17 protein-coding genes and 3 tRNA genes are annotated in these 18,314 nt (G+C 47.8%); 5 read left to right on the top strand and 15 right to left on the bottom strand.

All coding sequences use genetic code 11. The features are described 5' to 3' along the window. Positions 1-95 precede the first annotated feature (95 nt). From NOC_RS06260 to uvrB, 11 genes are all read right to left on the bottom strand, one after another. A tRNA-Pro gene (locus NOC_RS06260) sits at positions 96-172 on the bottom strand. Between the two features lie 45 nt (positions 173-217). Then, positions 218-574: a MerR family transcriptional regulator gene (locus NOC_RS06255; protein ID WP_002808756.1), complete on the bottom strand. Its 357-nt coding sequence runs from the start codon at positions 572-574 to the stop codon at positions 218-220. After that, positions 555-854 (bottom strand): integration host factor subunit alpha, encoded by a 300-nt coding sequence (ihfA, locus tag NOC_RS06250; protein ID WP_002811111.1) that lies wholly within the window; start codon positions 852-854, stop codon positions 555-557. Before ihfA ends, NOC_RS06255 begins: the two co-directional genes overlap by 20 nt. 3 nt (positions 855-857) lie before the next feature. Then, the gene (pheT, locus tag NOC_RS06245; RefSeq protein ID WP_002811524.1) at positions 858-3,239 is read right to left on the bottom strand and encodes a phenylalanine--tRNA ligase subunit beta; all 2,382 of its coding nucleotides are present in this window, start codon (positions 3,237-3,239) and stop codon (positions 858-860) included. Between the two features lie 24 nt (positions 3,240-3,263). Next, complete coding sequence (gene pheS / locus NOC_RS06240) at positions 3,264-4,283, bottom strand: phenylalanine--tRNA ligase subunit alpha (protein ID WP_002810664.1); 1,020 nt, start codon at positions 4,281-4,283, stop codon at positions 3,264-3,266. Between the two features lie 124 nt (positions 4,284-4,407). Further along, positions 4,408-4,767 carry a 50S ribosomal protein L20 gene (gene rplT, locus NOC_RS06235; RefSeq protein ID WP_002811571.1) on the bottom strand — a complete coding sequence of 120 codons (360 nt, stop codon included), beginning with the start codon at positions 4,765-4,767 and terminating at the stop codon, positions 4,408-4,410. A 12-nt stretch (positions 4,768-4,779) separates the two neighbouring features. Further along, entirely contained in the window at positions 4,780-4,977 is a 198-nt protein-coding gene (rpmI, locus tag NOC_RS06230; protein WP_002808743.1) for a 50S ribosomal protein L35, read from the bottom strand. A 63-nt stretch (positions 4,978-5,040) separates the two neighbouring features. Continuing rightward, on the bottom strand, positions 5,041-5,532 hold the full coding sequence (infC, locus tag NOC_RS06225; RefSeq protein WP_425311386.1) for a translation initiation factor IF-3: 492 nt from the start codon (positions 5,530-5,532) through the stop codon (positions 5,041-5,043). Between the two features lie 27 nt (positions 5,533-5,559). Continuing rightward, a complete protein-coding gene (thrS, locus tag NOC_RS06220; protein WP_011330571.1) occupies positions 5,560-7,494 on the bottom strand; it encodes a threonine--tRNA ligase in 1,935 nt (644 codons plus the stop codon). An 80-nt stretch (positions 7,495-7,574) separates the two neighbouring features. Next, positions 7,575-7,651, bottom strand: a tRNA-Val gene (locus NOC_RS06215). A 66-nt stretch (positions 7,652-7,717) separates the two neighbouring features. Continuing rightward, on the bottom strand, positions 7,718-9,781 hold the full coding sequence (gene uvrB, locus NOC_RS06210; protein WP_002811091.1) for an excinuclease ABC subunit UvrB: 2,064 nt from the start codon (positions 9,779-9,781) through the stop codon (positions 7,718-7,720). Between the two features lie 92 nt (positions 9,782-9,873). On the opposite strand from uvrB, the gene NOC_RS06205 reads away from it, so the two are divergent. The 3 genes from NOC_RS06205 (at position 9,874) to NOC_RS06195 (ending at position 11,580) form a co-directional block, all read left to right on the top strand. Beyond that, positions 9,874-11,061: a pyridoxal phosphate-dependent aminotransferase gene (locus NOC_RS06205; RefSeq protein WP_002810330.1), complete on the top strand. Its 1,188-nt coding sequence runs from the start codon at positions 9,874-9,876 to the stop codon at positions 11,059-11,061. Positions 11,062-11,126: 65 nt separating this feature from the next. Continuing rightward, positions 11,127-11,202, top strand: a tRNA-Asn gene (locus NOC_RS06200). Between the two features lie 21 nt (positions 11,203-11,223). Next, positions 11,224-11,580, top strand: coding sequence for a hypothetical protein (locus tag NOC_RS06195; protein WP_002811196.1), 357 nt, complete (start codon positions 11,224-11,226; stop codon positions 11,578-11,580). Positions 11,581-12,104: 524 nt separating this feature from the next. Here the strand turns inward: NOC_RS06195 and NOC_RS06190 are convergent. The 4 genes from NOC_RS06190 to NOC_RS06170 all read right to left on the bottom strand — a co-directional run bounded on the left by NOC_RS06190 (position 12,105) and on the right by NOC_RS06170 (position 16,028). Further along, positions 12,105-12,689 carry a hypothetical protein gene (locus tag NOC_RS06190; protein ID WP_002810751.1) on the bottom strand — a complete coding sequence of 195 codons (585 nt, stop codon included), beginning with the start codon at positions 12,687-12,689 and terminating at the stop codon, positions 12,105-12,107. Positions 12,690-12,815: 126 nt separating this feature from the next. Beyond that, the gene (locus NOC_RS06185) at positions 12,816-13,703 is read right to left on the bottom strand and encodes a J domain-containing protein (protein ID WP_002810851.1); all 888 of its coding nucleotides are present in this window, start codon (positions 13,701-13,703) and stop codon (positions 12,816-12,818) included. Positions 13,704-14,562: 859 nt separating this feature from the next. Beyond that, the gene (locus tag NOC_RS06175) at positions 14,563-14,781 is read right to left on the bottom strand and encodes a hypothetical protein (protein WP_002811717.1); all 219 of its coding nucleotides are present in this window, start codon (positions 14,779-14,781) and stop codon (positions 14,563-14,565) included. Between the two features lie 632 nt (positions 14,782-15,413). Further along, positions 15,414-16,028, bottom strand: coding sequence for an inorganic pyrophosphatase (locus NOC_RS06170; protein ID WP_011330570.1), 615 nt, complete (start codon positions 16,026-16,028; stop codon positions 15,414-15,416). A 581-nt stretch (positions 16,029-16,609) separates the two neighbouring features. Here NOC_RS06170 and NOC_RS06165 point away from each other — a divergent pair. Both NOC_RS06165 and NOC_RS06160 read left to right on the top strand, forming a co-directional pair. Further along, positions 16,610-16,975: a hypothetical protein gene (locus NOC_RS06165; protein WP_011330569.1), complete on the top strand. Its 366-nt coding sequence runs from the start codon at positions 16,610-16,612 to the stop codon at positions 16,973-16,975. A 360-nt stretch (positions 16,976-17,335) separates the two neighbouring features. Next, positions 17,336-18,283 carry a carbonic anhydrase gene (locus NOC_RS06160; RefSeq protein ID WP_002809005.1) on the top strand — a complete coding sequence of 316 codons (948 nt, stop codon included), beginning with the start codon at positions 17,336-17,338 and terminating at the stop codon, positions 18,281-18,283. Positions 18,284-18,314 lie beyond the last annotated feature (31 nt).

The following is an 18,314-nucleotide window of genomic DNA, read 5'->3' as shown; positions in this document are numbered from 1 at the left end:
ACCGGCAAAGGGCTTTGGTACCAATTAAATTAGGCAAGTAGCCCCAATTCTTAGAAAGGCGCAAGGTGAATGTTCTAATTATATCGGTACACTATTGGTCGGGGCGAGAGGATTTGAACCTCCGACCACTTGAACCCCATTCAAGTGCGCTACCAGGCTGCGCTACGCCCCGTTATGTATGTATGATAACTTAAAACCCTCCATAACTGAAGAAGTCTTAAGTTTTAAGCAAACTCATAATCTCTTCAAGCTCTAAGCGGAGCTGGCGTATAATTTGTTTGCTTTGGGTGCTATCCTCCCTGGCTTCGGCACTGGAGAGTTTTTGCCGGGCCCCCCCTATAGTAAATCCTTGCTCGTAAAGAAGATTGCGAATCTGACGAATCATAATGACATCCTGACGCTGATAGTAGCGTCGGTTGCCGCGTCGTTTCACTGGTTTAAGCTGTGGAAACTCTTGTTCCCAATAACGCAAAACATGTTGCTTTACATGACACAGCTCACTGACCTCGCCGATAGTAAAATAACGCTTTCCAGGTATCGGCGGTAATTCGTTATTATTGCTTGCCTCCAGCATAGGCTTCTACCCGCGCCTTAAGTTTTTGTCCAGGCCGAAAAGTTACCACACGTCGTGCAGTGATAGGAATTTCTTCACCCGTCTTAGGGTTGCGCCCTGGCCGTTCTCCTTTATCACGAAGCTCAAAATTACCAAAGCCGGAAAGCTTAACCGCTTCTCCTTGTTCTAGAGCGCAACGAATATCTTCAAAAAACATTTCTACAATCTCCTTGGCCTCCCGCTTGTTAAGACCAAGCTCCTGGTAAAGGGTTTCAGTCATATCGGCCTTGGTTAGAGCCATAAGTCACTCCCTAATAATGGCGCCAAGTTCGGTTACTAGCAGCGCCATCACTCGTTCTATAAAGATATTAACCCTATCGTCTGTCAGCGTGTAGGAAGGGTGCTGCAGAATCAATTTTAAAGCAAGGCTTTTTTTATCAGGATCAATACCCTTCCCCGTATAAACGTCAAATAGTTGGAATTCTTTAAGAATATCCGATTCGCACCCCTTAAGGCAATCAAAAACTACCTGCACGGGAATATTAGCATTCACTAAAAAGGCAATATCCCGGCGAATCGCTGGAAACTTAGATAAAGACTGAAAAACAGGTAAGCTACCCCGCTCGACTGCCTCAAGCTGAAGGGAAAACAAGTAGGCACGGCTGCTCAAGTCCAATTTACTCTCCAACCACGGATGCAAAGCGCCTAGCCACCCCACCGCTTGGCCTTCCCGAAGAATTTGAGCACTCTGCCCTGGATGCAGAGCAGGGTGAGAGGCCGCCATGAACTCAAAGCAATTTCGTTGCTCCCCCACCAATGATAATATCGCCTCCACATCTCCCTTGAGATCAAAGAAATCGGCCGGTCGGCCCACTAATCCCCATTGTTCCGGATAGCTAGCCCCTGAAATAAGACCAGCGATCGTTCTTTCCTGTTTAAGATCAGCCAACTGGCCATTAAATGTAAGACCATATTCAAAAAAACGAATCCGCTCTTGCTGGCGATATGAATTATACTGCAGCGCCTGAACTAACCCCGTCCACAGAGTAGTACGCATAACTGCCATGTCTGTGGAAATCGGATTATTCAAAACCAGCGGGCTCCCCTCAGGGTCCAATAATTGCTGTAGCTCTTGGTCCACAAAACTATAGGTAATCGCCTCCTGATAGTCCCGATCTACCAGCACCTGGCGAATACGATCAATAAAAGCTCCCGCTTCTGTTTTCAGCACAGGCTGGATTTGCCCCACGGGCCGGGTGCTAGGAAGGCGATCATAACCATATAAGCGTCCTAATTCCTCAATAAGGTCCACCTCTAAGGCAAGATCAAAGCGAAAACTCGGCACCTTCACTTCCCAGCCCTCTTCAATTCTTTCCACTTTCAGACCAAGCCGAGTCAATTGTTCAGTAATACGGCTCTCAGCAATCTCAACTCCAAGAACCCGGTGAATGCGGGCCTTCCGCAAAATTATCGTTGCCTGAGGAGGAAGCTGGGATGAGTCTGCCACCTCGATCACCGGTCCCGCCTGCCCCCCTGCAATCTCTAGCAGCAAAGCTGTAGCCCGTTCCATGGCCCGCCGCGGTAATTCGGGATCAACTCCACGCTCGAAGCGGTGGGAAGAATCCGTATGCAAACCATAAAAGCGGGCGCGACCTGCAATAACGCTCGGGTTGAAAAAAGCGCTCTCCAAAAATAGATGCCGAGTCTGGTTATTAATGCCTGATTCTTCGCCTCCCATAATCCCTGCCAAGGCAAGCGCTCGCTGCTGATCCGCAATGATCAAAGTTTCTTCATCCAACCGTAAATGGGTGCCATCCAACAGAGTAAGCGCCTCGTCGGCTTGCCCATAACGCACTTGAATGCCACCTTTCAGCCGTTCCAGGTCAAAGGCATGCATTGGCTGTCCCAACTCCAGCATGACATAATTAGTCACATCGACTACCAGTCCTAAACTCCGAATACCGCTGCGCCGAAGCCGCTCCCGGAGCCACCAAGGCGTCTGCGTTTGGGGGTTGACGCCCCTTAAAACCCGCCCTAAATAGCGGGGACAAGCCGCTGGCGCCGTTACAGTGACCGGGAAGATATCTCCAATTTGGGCCGTCACAGGCTCGATGGCAGGTTCCGTTACGGGAGACTGGGTGAGCACGCCCACTTCCCGGGCAATCCCGGCAACGCTTAGGCAATCGCTGCGGTTGGGGGTCAAATCAACCTCAATACTGATATCATCGAATTGCAAAAATTCATGGAGATCGACGCCAGGAAAATCTCCTTCAGGTAACTCCAATAATCCTGCTGATTGCTCAGCAAGACCCAGTTCCGCCGCAGAACAAAGCATTCCAAAGGATTCTACCCCTTGCAATTTCGCCAGCTCAATCCTTATACCAGCCGGTAATTGGGCGCCAATGATGGCAAGCGGCGCCCATAGCCCAGCCCGAGCATTAGGCGCGCCGCATACCACCGTCAAGAGGGAACCACTCCCGATATCTACTTGGCAAACCTGTAGACGAGGGGCGCTGGGATGAGGCTCCACAGCCACTATCCTAGCAGCCTTAACGCCCTTAAAAGGGGCTGCTACTGGTTCGGTACTTTCTACTTCTAACCCGGCCAACGTGAGCCGTTCAACCAGGGTTTCTCTACTGATATCTGGATCAACCCATGTTCGTAACCAGGCTTCACTGAATTTCATGGTTTACTGGCAATCATTTAAATTTCAATTAAACTGACGTAAGAAACGTAAATCATTTTCAAAAAACAAACGTAAATCATTCACTCCATAACGAAGCATTGCCAGTCGCTCAACGCCCAGGCCAAATGCAAACCCCAGATACCGCTCGCTATCAATACCCACATGCTCAAAAACTTTAGGATGCACCATACCGCAACCCAACACCTCTAGCCAGCCTGTATGGCCGCACACCCGGCAACCCTCGCCACTGCAGTTAACACATTGAATATCGGTCTCCGCCGATGGCTCCGTAAAAGGGAAATAGGAGGGACGAAAACGAACTTCTAGATCTTCTCGCTCAAAATAGGCCCGCAGGAAATCCGAAAGAATACCCTTGAGATCGGTAAAACTCACCTGCTCATCCACCAGCAATCCTTCCACCTGGTGGAACATGGGAGTATGAGTCAAATCGGAATCACAACGATAAACTCGCCCAGGAGCAATAATCCGCAGTGGCGGCCCCTGGTGCTCCATCACCCGGATTTGTACCGGCGAGGTGTGGGTTCGCAAAAGGGTATGAGCATCAAAATAAAAAGTGTCGTGCATTGCTCTAGCAGGATGGGAAGGCGGGATATTAAGCGCTTCAAAGTTATGATAATCATCTTCTACTTCCGGTCCTTCATGGATCTCGAACCCCGCGTAACGGAAAAATGCCTCAATACGCGCCAAGGTACGCGTCACCGGATGTAACCCACCCACATCCAGACCCCGACCTGGCAAAGTCACATCAATCGCCTCTGAAGCAAGACGCGCCTCTAGTGCCGCTTGTTCCAAGTCCTTGCGCCGGGCCTCGATTTCGCTCTGCAGCGCTTGTTTAGCCTCATTGACCGCTTTGCCAAAAATGGGGCGTTCCTCGGCGCTAACCTGGTCTAACGCTTTAAAATGGCCTGTAAGCTCCCCCTTCTTACCTAAATAACGAACCCGCAATTCATCTAAGGTTGGCAAATCAGGGGCGGCTGACACCGCCTGGCGAGCCTTTGCGACTATTTCTGCTAATGCTTGCATGGGTTCTTTAGTTCTCACAATACAAGGGCTAAACTCCATCACCTAAATTGAAAAGGGGGAGGCAGCTTGCCTCCCCCTTTTCAAATCTAACCCTATAAACTAGCTCCCTATCTCACTAGAGACGCTAATCCGATAGCGCAACTTTAGCTTGCTCGGCGATGGTGGTAAAAGCTGCCTTATCTCTGACAGCAAGATCGGCAAGCACCTTACGATCAATCTCAATTGCAGCCCGTTTCAATCCACTGATAAGGCGGCTATAGGAAAGACCGCACTCGCGGGCAGCAGCATTAATACGCACGATCCAAAGAGCGCGGAACTGCCGTTTGCGTTGGCGCCGGTCACGGTAGGCATACTGGCTGGCACGAGTGATCGCCTGGTTCGCAACACGGTAGACGTTTTTGCGCCGGCCGCGATAGCCCTTGGCCTGAGCAATCACCTTCTTATGCCGGGCGTGGGCCGTTACTCCTCGTTTTACTCTAGGCATAACCCGTCTCCTTTAAGCGTAGGGCAACATACGATCTAACCTAGGACCATCCGCTGCACTCACTACTGCTAAAGGGCGCAAATTACGCTTACGTTTGCTGCTCTTTTTAGTAAGAATGTGGTTATGGTGGCTCTGGGCGTGTTTGAATTTACCGCTAGCCGTGCGCTTAAAACGCTTGGCGGCACCGCGGTTGGTTTTCAGCTTGGGCATTCTTGAATACTCCGCATTTAATTTAAAGGAAAGGCGTCTAACCTCTGAGCGCAGACACCCTAGTTACTTTTTAGGGGCCAAAACCATGACCATTTGCCGGCCCTCCCGTTTTGGGTGTTGCTCAACGACTCCATATTCCTCTAAATCGTTACGGACCCGTTCTAGCAATTTAAGCCCCAATTCTTGGTGGGCCAATTCCCGTCCACGAAAACGCAGACTCACTTTGGTTTTATCCCCTTCTGTCAGGAAACGTACCAGGTTGCGCAGTTTGACCTGATAATCCCCTTCTTCAGTCCCTGGCCGGAACTTAACTTCTTTGATCTGTATCTGCTTTTGTTTCTTTTTTGCAGCCTGACGTTTTTTATTCTCCTCAAACAGATACTTGCCATAATCCATAATTCGGCACACGGGGGGCTCGGCCTGCGGAGCAATCTCCACTAAGTCCTCACCTGCTTCATCCGCTACATGCAGCGCCTCCTCAATGGAAACGACCCCAATTTGTTCGCCATCAACGCCAATCAAGCGAACTTCTGGAGAAGTAATTTCTTCGTTCAGGCGCGTGCTCTTTTTTACAGCGATATTCTAATCCTCCTCAGAAATGTTATGACCAAGACGAGCAACGTCAACGCTAAGATGCTCCATAAAGGCATCAAGACTCATCGCCCCCAGATCCTGACTGTATCGGGTACGCACGGCCACGGTCTGGTTTGCCACCTCCCGATCTCCAATGACTAACAAATAAGGAATCCGGCGCAAAATGTGCTCACGGATTTTAAAACCGATTTTCTCATTTCTCAAGTCCAAAAGAGAACGAAAACCTTTATTTCTCATCGCTTCTTCCACTTGGCGGGCATATCCCTCCTGCCGATCAGTGATGCTCATCACGACAACCTGTACAGGCGCGAGCCAAGGCGGAAATTTACCTTCGTAGTGCTCAATAAGTACACCAAAAAAACGTTCTAAAGAACCTAACACCGCTCGATGGATCATAATAGGACGATGGCGAGCGCCATCCTCGGCCACATACTCCATCGCAAAACGCTCCGGCAGATTAAAGTCTAGCTGGACCGTAGAGCACTGCCATTTACGGCCAATGGCATCCTCGATTTTAATATCGATCTTGGGGCCGTAGAAAGCACCACCGCCTTCGTCCACAGCGTAATCCAAGCCCTTCTTATCCAATGCTGAACGCAACGCTTGGGTTGCCTGCTCCCAAATTGCTTCCGGCCCCACCGATTTTTCCGGCCGCGTAGAAAGGTCAATTTCATAACGGTCAAAACCAAACGCCGCTAGCATTTCTAGAGTCAGATCAAGGATACCCAGAATTTCATTCTCAATCTGCTCTTCGCGACAGAAAATATGCGCGTCATCCTGAGTAAACCCCCGCACCCGCATCAACCCATGCAGAGCACCAGACATTTCATGGCGGTAAACGGTACCCAGTTCCGCCCAGCGGATGGGCAATTCCCGATAGGAGCGCAGCCGACCTTGATATATCAGCACATGAAAAGGGCAATTCATGGGCTTAAGCTGGTAAAGTTGGTGGTCGTCCTCCATGGGCTGGTACATGGACTCTCGGTAAAAATCCGTATGCCCGGAAGTTTGCCATAATTCCTCGTGAGCAATATGGGGCGTATAGAGCATTTCATAGCCTGCCGCCGTATGACGCTCCTGCCAAAAATCCTCTATCACCCGCCGGATACGCGCCCCCATGGGATGCCAGAATACCAAGCCGCCACCCGCTTCTTCCTGAATGGAAAACAGATCCAAATCAGCGCCAATCCGGCGGTGATCCCGTTTTTCAGCTTCTTCAAGACGATGGAGATAAGCCTTAAGGGCTTTTTTATCAGGCCAGGCGGTGCCATAAATACGCTGCAGCATCTCGTTATTGGCATCACCCCGCCAATAAGCGCCGGCCACCTTGGTAAGCTTAAAGGCTTTGAGCCTAGCGGTCGAAGGCACATGGGGCCCGCGGCAAAGATCCACAAAATCCCCTTGTCGGTAAAGAGAAATTTCCTCCTCCGAGGGGATAGAAGCGATAATCTCAGCCTTATATTCTTCCCCCATCCGGCGGAATAAAGAGACAGCTTCCTCGCGGGACTTCAACTCTCGATGAACCGAAAGATCTTGCTCCACCAATTCTCGCATTTTGGCTTCAATGGCTTCAAGATCCTCTGGGGTGAACCCCTTAGGGTAGGCAAAATCATAATAGAAGCCATCCTCAATCACCGGTCCGATAGTCACTTGGGCTTCCGGATAAAGCGCCTTGACCGCTTGGGCCAGCAAATGCGCGCAGGAATGGCGGATAATTTCCAAGCCATCCATGTCCCGTTCGGTAATAATGGTAAGTTTCGTATCCTTCTCAAGGGGATAAGAACTATCGACCAAACGGCCTTCGATCTTGCCCCCAAGGGCTGCCTTCGCTAGACCCGGGCCGATATCGGCCGCTACGTCATAAACGGTAACAGGATGGTCAAAACTGCGTTGGCTACCATCTGGAAGGGTAATAACAGGCATGTGATAAAATCCTGTTCATGGCCCATACAAGAGGCCGGTTGAACAAAAGGCACCACCGTCGCAGTGCCTTGCAAGTGTAATGGTAGGCGCGATTGGACTCGAACCAACGACCCCCACCATGTCAAGGTGGTGCTCTAACCAGCTGAGCTACGCGCCTGTAAAAACAGACGATCAATTTACCATGGCATACTCAGTTTCGCAACGGGCGGCGTTTACCTTCCCCCTAGCAAATTGCCCTCGCTTGAGAATTCTCCTGCCTCGGAGCAGAGGCGGAATCGGCTCCGTTAAAGACCCAGCCCTTAATTCTTTTGATTTCATCGCGCAACCGGGCGGCTTGTTCAAACTCTAAATTCTGGGCATGCTTATGCATCTGCCGCTCTAGTTGTTGTAGGCGTTTAGCCAATTGTTGAGGTGGCAGGCGAGTGTACTCGGCGGCTTTCTCCTCCACCCGGTCAGGGGAGCGGTGGCCTTTACCAGAGCCTGGCGTATAGACACCATCAATGATTTCCCGCACCGCTTTTTGTATACCACGAGGGATAATACGATGGGTTTCGTTAAAAGCAAGCTGTTTTTTCCGCCGTCTTTCTGTCTCGGCAATGGCCCGGCCCATCGAGCCTGTGACCTTATCCCCATAAAGAATGGCTCTTCCATGTAAATTGCGTGCGGCCCGTCCTATCGTTTGAATGAGGGATCGCTCTGAGCGGAGAAAACCTTCCTTGTCCGCATCCAAAATAGCTACTAAAGACACTTCCGGAATATCCAATCCCTCCCGTAGCAAGTTGATTCCCACCAACACATCAAACTTACCTAACCGCAGATCGCGGATAATTTCTACCCGCTCTACCGTGTCAATGTCCGAATGGAGGTAGCGCACACGAACCTCATGCTGCTCCAGATACTGAGTCAGATCCTCCGCCATACGCTTGGTAAGGACCGTCACCAACACCCGCTCATCCGCCGCTGTCCGCTGACGGATCTCCGAGAGCAGATCATCTACCTGACTACCGGCGGGCCTCACCTCCACCGCCGGATCAACCAGACCCGTGGGACGTACTACCTGTTCAATCACAGCCCCAGAATGCTGCTGTTCATAGGGTCCAGGCGTAGCTGAAACAAAAATAGTCTGGGGTGCTAGCTGTTCCCATTCCTCAAATTTTAAGGGCCGGTTATCCAAGGCCGAAGGTAGGCGGAAACCATACTCAACCAAGGTCTCTTTACGGGCCCGATCGCCCCGGTACATAGCGCCCAATTGGGGCACCGTCACATGGCTTTCATCAATAACCAGCAAAGCATTCTTGGGGAGATAATCAAACAGGGTTGGCGGCGCCTCCCCAGGCTGCCTTCGGGATAGAAAACGGGAATAATTTTCAATGCCCGTACAGTAACCTAGCTCTAATATCATCTCGATATCGAAACGGGTCCGTTGCTCTAGGCGCTGAGCTTCAACAAGCTTATTAGCGCCATAAAGCTGTTCCAATCGTTCAGCAAGCTCAATCTTAATTTCATCGACTGCTTGCAACAGAACCTCTCGGGGCGTCACATAGTGGGTCTTTGGATAAATAGTCAAGCGGGAAACTCGGTGCAGTATTTCACCTGTTAAGGGATCAAAATAAGAGAGACTCTCTATCTCATCGTCAAAAAGTTCTACCCGGATAGCCTCTTGCTCCGATTCGGCAGGGTAGATATCAATAATCTCTCCCCGCACCCGGTAGGTGCCCCGGTACAGTTCCCTATCGTTACGCTGATACTGCAACTCCGCCAAGCGGCGTAATATTCCCCGATGATCTACCGTATCACCCACCATAAGGTGCAGTACCATATTCAGATAACTATCCTTATCGCCAAGACCGTAGATAGCGGAGACACTTGCCACCACAATGGCATCGGGCCGCTCCAGAAATGCCTTAGTCGCGGAAAGCCGCATTTGCTCTATATGATCGTTAACCGAAGCGTCTTTCCCAATATAAGTATCAGAAGCTGGCACATAGGCCTCTGGCTGATAATAATCGTAATAAGACACGAAGTAACCCACTGCATTGCGGGGGAAGAATTCCCGCATCTCGCTATAGAGTTGGGCTGCTAGAGTCTTATTAGGCGCCAAGACAATAGTCGGCCGCTGAACCTGCTGGATCATATTGGCTATGGTGAAGGTTTTGCCCGAGCCGGTAACCCCCAGCAGGGTCTGATACATTTCCCCCGCCGCTAGACCTTCCGTCAACCGTTCTATCGCCTCCGGCTGGTCCCCTGCCGGCTGATAATCACTCACCAGTTGAAATATATCCTTCACTGCTCAATTAAAGCCTTTCTGAAAAAACACAAATTCGCTATATTAGACTTCAAAGTTATCGTAACATTTTCTTAAAATTAGGACGGCCCCAATTGGACATCACCCTCTCTAACCGCGTTCAAAAAATTAAGCCCTCTCCTACCCTTGCCATCACCGCCCGCGCCAAAGCCCTTCGGGCTGAAGGAAAAGATATTATCGGTCTGGGAGCCGGCGAGCCCGATTTTGATACACCAGAGCACATCAAGGAAGCGGCTATTCAAGCCATTCGAGACGGCTTTACCAAATACACTGCCGTTGACGGCATCCCCAGCCTGAAAGAGGCCATTATCACCAAGTTTTCCCGGGAAAATGGCTTCCAGTACGAACTCAATCAGATTCTGGTCTCTGTGGGCGGTAAGCAAAGTTTCTATAATTTAGCCCAGGCCCTGCTGAATCCAGGGGATGAAGTTATCATTCCAGCGCCCTATTGGGTCTCTTATCCCGATATGGTCCTCCTGGCAGGAGGCATACCCGTTATCATCGCCGCACCCCAGGAGCAAGAATTCAAAATTACCCCAGAGCAGCTAGAAGCCGCCATCACCCCTCTTACCCGGCTGCTGGTTATCAATAGCCCCTCCAATCCGACGGGCACCGCTTACAGGAGCGATGAACTCGCCGCGCTAGGGGAAGTCCTGCGCCGCCACCCCCAAATACTTATCGCCACCGATGACATGTACGAGCATATTTATTGGGGCGAAACGCCTTTTTGCAACATTTTAAATGCCTGCCCCGACCTTTATGAGCGTACCCTGGTGCTTAATGGTGTTTCCAAAGCCTACTCCATGACGGGCTGGCGTATTGGTTATGTGGCGGGCACGCCAACACTCATCAAAGCAATGAAAGCCATTCAATCCCAGAGTACCTCGAATCCTACCTCTATTTCTCAAGTAGCCGCGCAAGCAGCGATCACGGGAGAGCAGGCTTGCGTTAAGGCCATGTGCCAAGAATTTAAAAACCGCCATGATTTTGTGCTCGAACAACTTAACGGCATCCCTGGAGTGCAAACTTTAGCTGGAAGCGGAACTTTTTATACCTTCCCCAACCTCCAAGCAGCTATCGCCTCACGAGCGGATATTAAAGATGACGTAGAACTTGCCGAGAGTATGCTTAATACGGCGGGTGTTGCCGTGGTACCGGGATCAGCCTTTGGCGCGCCGGGGCATCTGCGCCTTTCTTTCGCTACCAGTATGGAGAACCTGGAACAGGCTCTTGAACGTATTGCCACTTTTCTTAAGAGATAAGCGGCGATTGGAATAAATTGATAAGTTGACGAAAGCGGCCAGGATTATTAGGATATAGCTATTCTTCCCCGGTAGCTCAGTTGGTAGAGCGGGTGACTGTTAATCACTAGGTCGGCGGTTCGAGCCCGTCCCGGGGAGCCAATAATTCAAAGGCTTACCATTATGCCCGCGGGCGGCCCCTTTGCCGACATGCTCAAGTTCAGGGGCAATAAGGAAATCAGCGACCAGATCAACACCACCATCAGCCGCCTGGCGGAGAAAAGGGGCAAGAAAACCAAGGAGACTCTGGATCTGGTCATCTATAAAAAGAAATACAAGACCGACCTTATCCCCCCAATACTTATCATCGCCCACTACTTTGTCCGGGAACGGACCGCCATCGGGGCGCAAATCATCGCTGAGATGAAGCGGGTCACCCAAGGCGCTCGCTGGTCGGGTCAAGGAGCTGGAAAAGCGCTACGCCGAGTCGCTGCCGCAACTCACCCAGGAAGCCACTACCCTCTCGGCACGGGTGGATGAACATCTAAAGCGGATGGGACTAGTGTGGGTTGGAAAAATTTGCGGTGCTTGGGTTTCCCTGCGTAGATCTGAAAAGCAAAATCCGAAGGGGGGGTGGTTTTCTGAAAGGCTGGGGGGAGGGACCCAAGGTGGTGGGGGACTAAAATTTTTTGCGGCGTTCTGTGTTCAAAATACAGTAATAAGACTCGGTATTTGATTTATCAGACGCCGTTCAGAACTATTTTCATGGTCTTGCACCCCTTGCAACCTGTTAAGCGCCTAGAAAGTCCTTGATGCGTAGCAGGACTTGATTGAGCTTATAGGACTAGCACTTTCGCTATCCCGCCCTGAATACGATTTTATCTGCTAGTGCCTGCAAGTGGGTTTTTAGTATTATCAACATGTATGTTATTTATTGCGAAAAGAAGAGAAAAAAAGAGCGCGAATAGTATCGGGATAATGATAGGGGCTATCTTCCGGAAATGGTTCTCCTGCTTTAGGATCTATATCATCAGTAAGCTGATTTCATTATGCTTATTGCTTCTTCAAGTTTCATAATTCTCCGACGCCATATTGGCACGGTTAACCTGGTAGCCAGCTAACCAAAAATCAACATCTTCCCCCACCCTATTCACTGTGGGAAAATAATAATTTTCCCACGCGGAGCAGTCCTCTACCTGAGAAATTCCAAGCCGCTTTGATAGCCAACCAAATTCAGTGTTTATTGTGCCAGATGGTCCTGCTGAGAAAATTAGCATGAGAGTGTTTTTAGCATGAGAAGGGCGAAGTTTATCGTTGATGTCTCGAATAATTCCTGGAATTTCCACCTCACCCGTAGAACTCATCCACCGCTTCATTTCTATAACTGCAAACCACTTAGATGCATCGTCTGGATAGTTAAGTACAAGATCGTGTGATTGAATTTCAATTCTAGCGGTAAATGGAAAAGACGATACAAGGGCACGCCAGATAATAAACTGGTAGTAGCGTTCATTGTTGTTTCTTAAAATTCCGCATTTTTCGCTGGGGTAGGCAGTTCGGTTTTTCGCAATAGCTTCACGTAGAAACCTGTCTTCAGCTTCGAGAGCAGTGCCAGCTATTTTGATCAGGCGTTTTAATTCACTGTTCATTTTAATACCTCGCAGGCTTTAAAGCGGCCCTTTGATAAGAATCCGGAAATGAGCTCAAATTGGTTATCAGTAACTTATTGTTATTTTTACGGGAGCTAGAACTCCTTCATTCATTGAGTAACGGGCTTATGGTGGTGTAATCTCGCACGCCCGGTAATCTTCATCTGTCATAACGGATTTAAACTCACAATTGCGTCTTCCTGGAGCACTTGTAATGGGCGGAGTATAAAAAGGCACTTGCATTTTCTCTGCGTGCAGAGAATTGGCTTTGAGATATCTTTTTTCATAGTCTCCAAGCGATTTATCATAGGAAGACGGTGTGGAGGTGAACGTCTTCTGGCTAGGCCCAACCACATACCGTACTCCAACTAGGGTTGCACATACGAGAACAGTGCTAATGAATACCACAGTTGAATACCTCGGCCCGCGTGTACCAATGAAGAAGCGCCCCATTCCAAACAGCAAAAGACCTAGTGTCATTCCAAAAACTAGTATGGGAGTAGTTGCACCGATGAACTGTCCAACTAGGAAGCCAAAGGACGCTCCCGGCCGAGGATCGATTTGCAGCATCAGATAACCGTATATAGCAAGGGTGATTAGCGTCGCTCCCACATTGTTAAAACTTTTTCCTGTTGCCCTTCTCTCGTACCCACGTGCTACCGCTTGCTGCCTTTCACACTCTTGCCGTGCTCTTTCCCTTTCTATTTCTTCTTGTGTTCGTTCGTGCTCTTGGTTTTCCCCTTTATTTCCTTCCTTTTTACTTTGCGCGTCCTCTTGCTTTTTCCGTTGCTTGTAAATCCACTCATCATGCACTCGGCGCTTTTCAGGATCTGATAAGACCTCGTATGCCGCATTTATAATGCGCAAGATTTGTTCGGCTTTCTCACGACACCCTGGGTTTTTATCAGGATGCCACTTCTGAGAAAGGTACTTATACGCACCCTTGATTACCGCATCGCTAGCATTTTCAATAACCTGGAGATTAGTGTAATGGGTTCGTAGCTTATTTTTCATGATAATAGCCGTATTATTATGCGTTTATATATGCAAGCGCATGTGCCCTGCGTGCAGGGCGCGGCAAAAATAACGGCACCAACACTGAGAACTTAAGAGTGCAGGTCTTTCGTATAGGGGGATGTTTTTGAGAGGGATTTATAGCAAATGCAGAGTAAAATGGGGATTTTAGCGTGGTAGGATCTGACAATGTGGTTTGAGGAGCTATTATTTGGTTGAAGGGATCGGCATAAACTAGGGAGGCGGACACAAAGTCTTTATATGGTCAGTACTGGAAACATAGATCAGTGGTGCTTGCGAGAAAAATAATAATATTAACCCTAAACTTACAACTCACATAATAAATCGATCTGCCAGTAGCCAATAAGCAGGAAAATATATCCTTGCTCTCAGCGGCGCTGCGTCCCGGCCCCGAGTGGTAAAATCCCCGCCCGCCCCCTTTTTTGGGCTTCATATTGGTAAGAAATATTCAAACTCTGGGCCTAACTTCTCTTTAAAGCAGCGCTGAGCAACATTTTACCGATGAATGCGCCATTGTATGGATGCAAGCCTTTGGCCTGCCAGTTTTTAGCACTAAAGCCTTGAACGCCTCGCCATGGGGCGCAGCATATCCTGGGAAAACTCGCTTTCATCAATATATCTGCCTCTGTCCGCCTCGACGGAGACTGCAGGTCAGACAGTATTGCCGCACTCTCAGGTTGCCTCGAAAACCGCCCGCTCACCTGGTGGTGGCGCAATGCGAATAATTTTGGATACTTCCACAATAGGGCGCCAATAAATCAAATGTTACGTAACTCCCTTTGCAGAATCCCAGCAGGTTTTCCCTAAGAAAGTAGAACGAGAAGTGGCAAAAGAAACGTTAATCCGGAGATCTCAAAGACATCTCTCTACTTCTTTCTATCATCTCTCCAGTTTTTTCTTCAATAGAGTGACTTAGCGTTTTTTCTAACTTTGCTGCGTAATTAGCCAGATAAAATATAAAAAAAATATTCATTGTTTGCTCAGGAATATTCATTCTAAAGGCTTCTTCCCGCGCTTCGCGGACTAATTCAAAAGATCTTTCATTGACGGTAATCATTATGCTTCACCTCAACAGAGCTTGATATTATGAGTATAGATCGGAATATTTATATATTCTGTTCCTAGTATTTAACCCTTGCTTGGCTTTTTCCGATAACTATTTCTCATAATTACCAAGATCTTAGCCTCCGTCTCAAGGCCGTAGCCACTCCACGGTTTACCGAGTTATCGTCACCTAATTCAGTAAGTGAAGGATTTAAAGAATTTTTTGTGGAAAAATGGGGAATGCTATTCACTGCTCTTGCGCTTTTTTACCAATAAAGCTGGTGAACCGCTCTAACACTCAATATGATTAGTTCGAATTTGTGCAAGATCGGTGGACATAACGCACTAGTATTAAGGCGCTAAATGACTTAGGAATAATAGCTCTAGGATGACAAGCAACCGATAGCCTTATTCAGATACTGATGCTGTACCTCTATGTCTATTAGGCACAACACTCCTTAAAAATCACCTCGATGAACATTGGGCGATCTACTATAGGGGATAAGTTTGTTGAGCCGAAAATCCGCTAAAAAATGTATAAATCGAGCTTAGAGACTATTTCAAAAATTTCCTTTAGCAATGGCGAATTAGGTATTGCGGTGCATTTTTTACGATGTCCCTGTATAAGCCAGCCGTCTGCACCAGCTATGAACGGGTATATTCTTTAGCATAATCCTCCATGGATGCGGCCACCACTTGGAAAGCATGTTCGCGGCCATAAATTTCGCCTAGGGAAACGAGCGAAGTCTCGCCTGGTATCATCTTATAGGTAGAAAAATAGTGGCGCAGCCGTTCAATTAAGATAACCGGAAGATCGGAAATATCCTTAGCAGTATTCAAAGAATCGTCTTTCTCTAGTACGGCGATAATCTTGTCATCGATCTGTCCTTGATCAATGGTTTGTAGCCCCCCTACTACTCTAGCACTCAAAATTACTTCTGAACGATTAATGGGCCTTTCACTGAGCACACAAATATCCAAGGGATCTTCATCCCCCTCCTCCGCTCCCTCACAAAGGCTTGCCACCAGATCTCCGCAATAGGTCCTTGGAATAAAACCATACAGGGAGGGGGGAAGGGAAGAACTACGCTGAGGGCGATCAACCCGGAGATAGCCCGTATTTTTATCGATCTCATATTTCATCAAATCAAAGGGAGTGATTTCAATATAAGCATAGACACGTTCTGGTGGATACAAGCCCGTTTCCAACCCATGCCAAGGATGAGGACGCCAGCGGGAAAAATTTTTGGGGGCACTCATATAATGAACTCCTTCTTTATTCAATGTTTTGAACAGTTTTTGTAACCGATTGAGGTGAGGGGACCTTGGTATTAGGTAAGGGCACCTACCGCAACACCACCATCCAATGATCGATAAAGATCCCCCTGCCAACAATAGAAGCCGTTTTGCAGTAAATGCCCAGTGTCTTAGGTGGCGCAACACGAATTGCCATGCTCATAACTATTGAGCCTATAACTTTCTCGGAAAGTTTCGAGGTATTTAGGCAAGATGGCGTTTTTCACAAATCTGTTTTTTCTCCTTAGAGAAAAGTTTATAGGCCCTCTCCACCCCTTGGCTTCATACTTATACTACTCCCTATTCCTAAAAGCTCTATTATGAGCGGCTTTTTTGAACGCTTAAATTTAGTATCGTTCTTTTTGAAGATACTTTTCCTTGCTTTGGGTCGATACGATAAAGCATCCATGCTACCGCAGCTTACCCTCTTATCAGCACCACAGAGTTGCGTTTACACATTAAACTCAATGTGATAAATAGACAATAATCCTATAAAATGACTATGCTTTACTTTGATCCCATACTAATAATGAGGTAGTTCTGGTATGAAAGCTTATTACATAATCCCTGTCATCATACTTGCCATAGGGCCTGCTTATGGCGCCGAACCACAGATAAATATGGAACGTATGCAGCAACGTCTTCAAAAGATGGAAGCCGTAATGGATCAGGCACACGCGGCAAAGGGGAATGAACGCAATAGACTCATGAGAGAACACATGCAATTGATGCTTGAGCAAATGCAGGAGATGCATCACATGCTGAGTCACGAAAATAGACCTCAAGATACCCAGCAATGGAGGCAAAACGTAGAGCAGAGGATGGATGTAATGCAGCAAATGATAGAACAAATCCTGGAGCAAGAGAAAATGCACTCTGAATCCATTATGGGATTACCTGTGCCAGGATGAAGAATTATTCATAATTATCGCTAGCACTTTTGTAAAAAACAGGAAAACATACCCTATATGTAGGCAGGCAAGGACGCCGCCATCTCCTGGCAAAATTTATTTAGCCTAATACAGTTGAAATCCCCCCACATAGGTGGTGCAAATCCACTAATTTCCCTCATCCTGTCATGTCAGAAAATCACCTTTATCTCTTTTTTTAATTGGAATTAGATGATTATCTATAATCTCAATTAAAATGGCATGAAATTCGCTTCCACCAGAAAATGCTGCTCATAACAGCGCTATGTCTAGCAGCTTATTTTTAAAATTCAGCATATCTAACTATATAGAAATAACGATCGGTAGCATTTAAGGTAATTTATGCTGACTAAATATTCCAGGATAAAGAAAGAAGGAGGTAATAATTGTGAAAAAAAAACACAATTAATATCATTAATAATACTTTTAGCATTAGGTATTAGTCCCGCTAACGCAGATCGAAACCAGACCTCTCAGAATCTACTTATCAATGCTAGTGTTGAATTAGTGCAAGAATCCGAGAATACGCATCAAAACAAGAAAAACAAGAGTTCTGAAGGTGATTTCGGTTACGAAAATCCAATTAATGGGCCGGATAAATGGGGCGAATTAGATCCTGATTTTCAGCTTTGTTCCAATGGTATGGAGCAGTCCCCCATCGATATTAAGCCGATGGAAGTTATCCCCGCAGATTTGCCCGACGTCCGATACTTTTATCAACCAACCTCCGTTCATATTGTTAATAATGGCCACAACACACTTCAAGGGACATACGATTCAGGCAGTTTTATCACAATCGATGGTGATGAGAGGGAATATGATCTCCAGCAATTTCATTTTCATAGCGTTAGCGAACATACCTTAGCTTTCGGCGCTCATTTCAATATAGAAATGCATTTAGTGCATACTAGCATAGACGGAGAAGTCGTCGTCGTTACCTTGTTAATCCGCCAGGGGGAGGAAAATCAAGCCTTAAAAGAAATATGGGATAATATGCCAAAAAATATAGGGCAAGAAGTTTTCCTCCCAGCTGAAAGTTCTTTCAATGCTATGGACGCGCTTCCTTCAGATCGGCGCTCCTATCGCTATCGAGGTTCATTTACCACCCCCCCTTGCACAGAAGGAGTCCGCTGGATAATACTCAGAGAACCAATCGAGATGTCAGCAGAGCAAATAGAAAAATATAGAAATATCACGCAGCATGTCTGCTGCTCTAATAACAACCGCCCTACCCAGCCATTAAACGGACGTCAGGTTTACTTTGATACCGTTGACAACAGCGATTTTTAGCACTTGCCAAAAAAATTAAAGAGCTTTTACC

It is taken from the genome of Nitrosococcus oceani ATCC 19707 (assembly GCF_000012805.1).
GTDB lineage: Bacteria > Pseudomonadota > Gammaproteobacteria > Nitrosococcales > Nitrosococcaceae > Nitrosococcus > Nitrosococcus oceani.
This window is presented reverse-complemented; position numbering and strand designations above follow the sequence as displayed.

Excerpts from the sequence above, each read along its gene's own strand:
- NOC_RS06255 (WP_002808756.1), bottom strand. The coding sequence starts at position 574 with ATGCTGGAGGCAAGCAATAATAACGAATTACCGCCGATACCTGGAAAG.
- ihfA (WP_002811111.1), bottom strand. The coding sequence starts at position 854 with ATGGCTCTAACCAAGGCCGATATGACTGAAACCCTTTACCAGGAGCTT.
- pheT (WP_002811524.1), bottom strand. The coding sequence starts at position 3,239 with ATGAAATTCAGTGAAGCCTGGTTACGAACATGGGTTGATCCAGATATC.
- pheS (WP_002810664.1), bottom strand. The coding sequence starts at position 4,283 with ATGCAAGCATTAGCAGAAATAGTCGCAAAGGCTCGCCAGGCGGTGTCA.
- rplT (WP_002811571.1), bottom strand. The coding sequence starts at position 4,767 with ATGCCTAGAGTAAAACGAGGAGTAACGGCCCACGCCCGGCATAAGAAG.
- rpmI (WP_002808743.1), bottom strand. The coding sequence starts at position 4,977 with ATGCCCAAGCTGAAAACCAACCGCGGTGCCGCCAAGCGTTTTAAGCGC.
- thrS (WP_011330571.1), bottom strand. The coding sequence starts at position 7,494 with ATGCCTGTTATTACCCTTCCAGATGGTAGCCAACGCAGTTTTGACCAT.
- NOC_RS06195 (WP_002811196.1), top strand. The coding sequence starts at position 11,224 with ATGCCCGCGGGCGGCCCCTTTGCCGACATGCTCAAGTTCAGGGGCAAT.
- NOC_RS06190 (WP_002810751.1), bottom strand. The coding sequence starts at position 12,689 with ATGAACAGTGAATTAAAACGCCTGATCAAAATAGCTGGCACTGCTCTC.
- NOC_RS06185 (WP_002810851.1), bottom strand. The coding sequence starts at position 13,703 with ATGAAAAATAAGCTACGAACCCATTACACTAATCTCCAGGTTATTGAA.
- NOC_RS06175 (WP_002811717.1), bottom strand. The coding sequence starts at position 14,781 with ATGATTACCGTCAATGAAAGATCTTTTGAATTAGTCCGCGAAGCGCGG.
- NOC_RS06170 (WP_011330570.1), bottom strand. The coding sequence starts at position 16,028 with ATGAGTGCCCCCAAAAATTTTTCCCGCTGGCGTCCTCATCCTTGGCAT.
- NOC_RS06165 (WP_011330569.1), top strand. The coding sequence starts at position 16,610 with ATGAAAGCTTATTACATAATCCCTGTCATCATACTTGCCATAGGGCCT.
- NOC_RS06160 (WP_002809005.1), top strand. The coding sequence starts at position 17,336 with ATGCTGACTAAATATTCCAGGATAAAGAAAGAAGGAGGTAATAATTGT.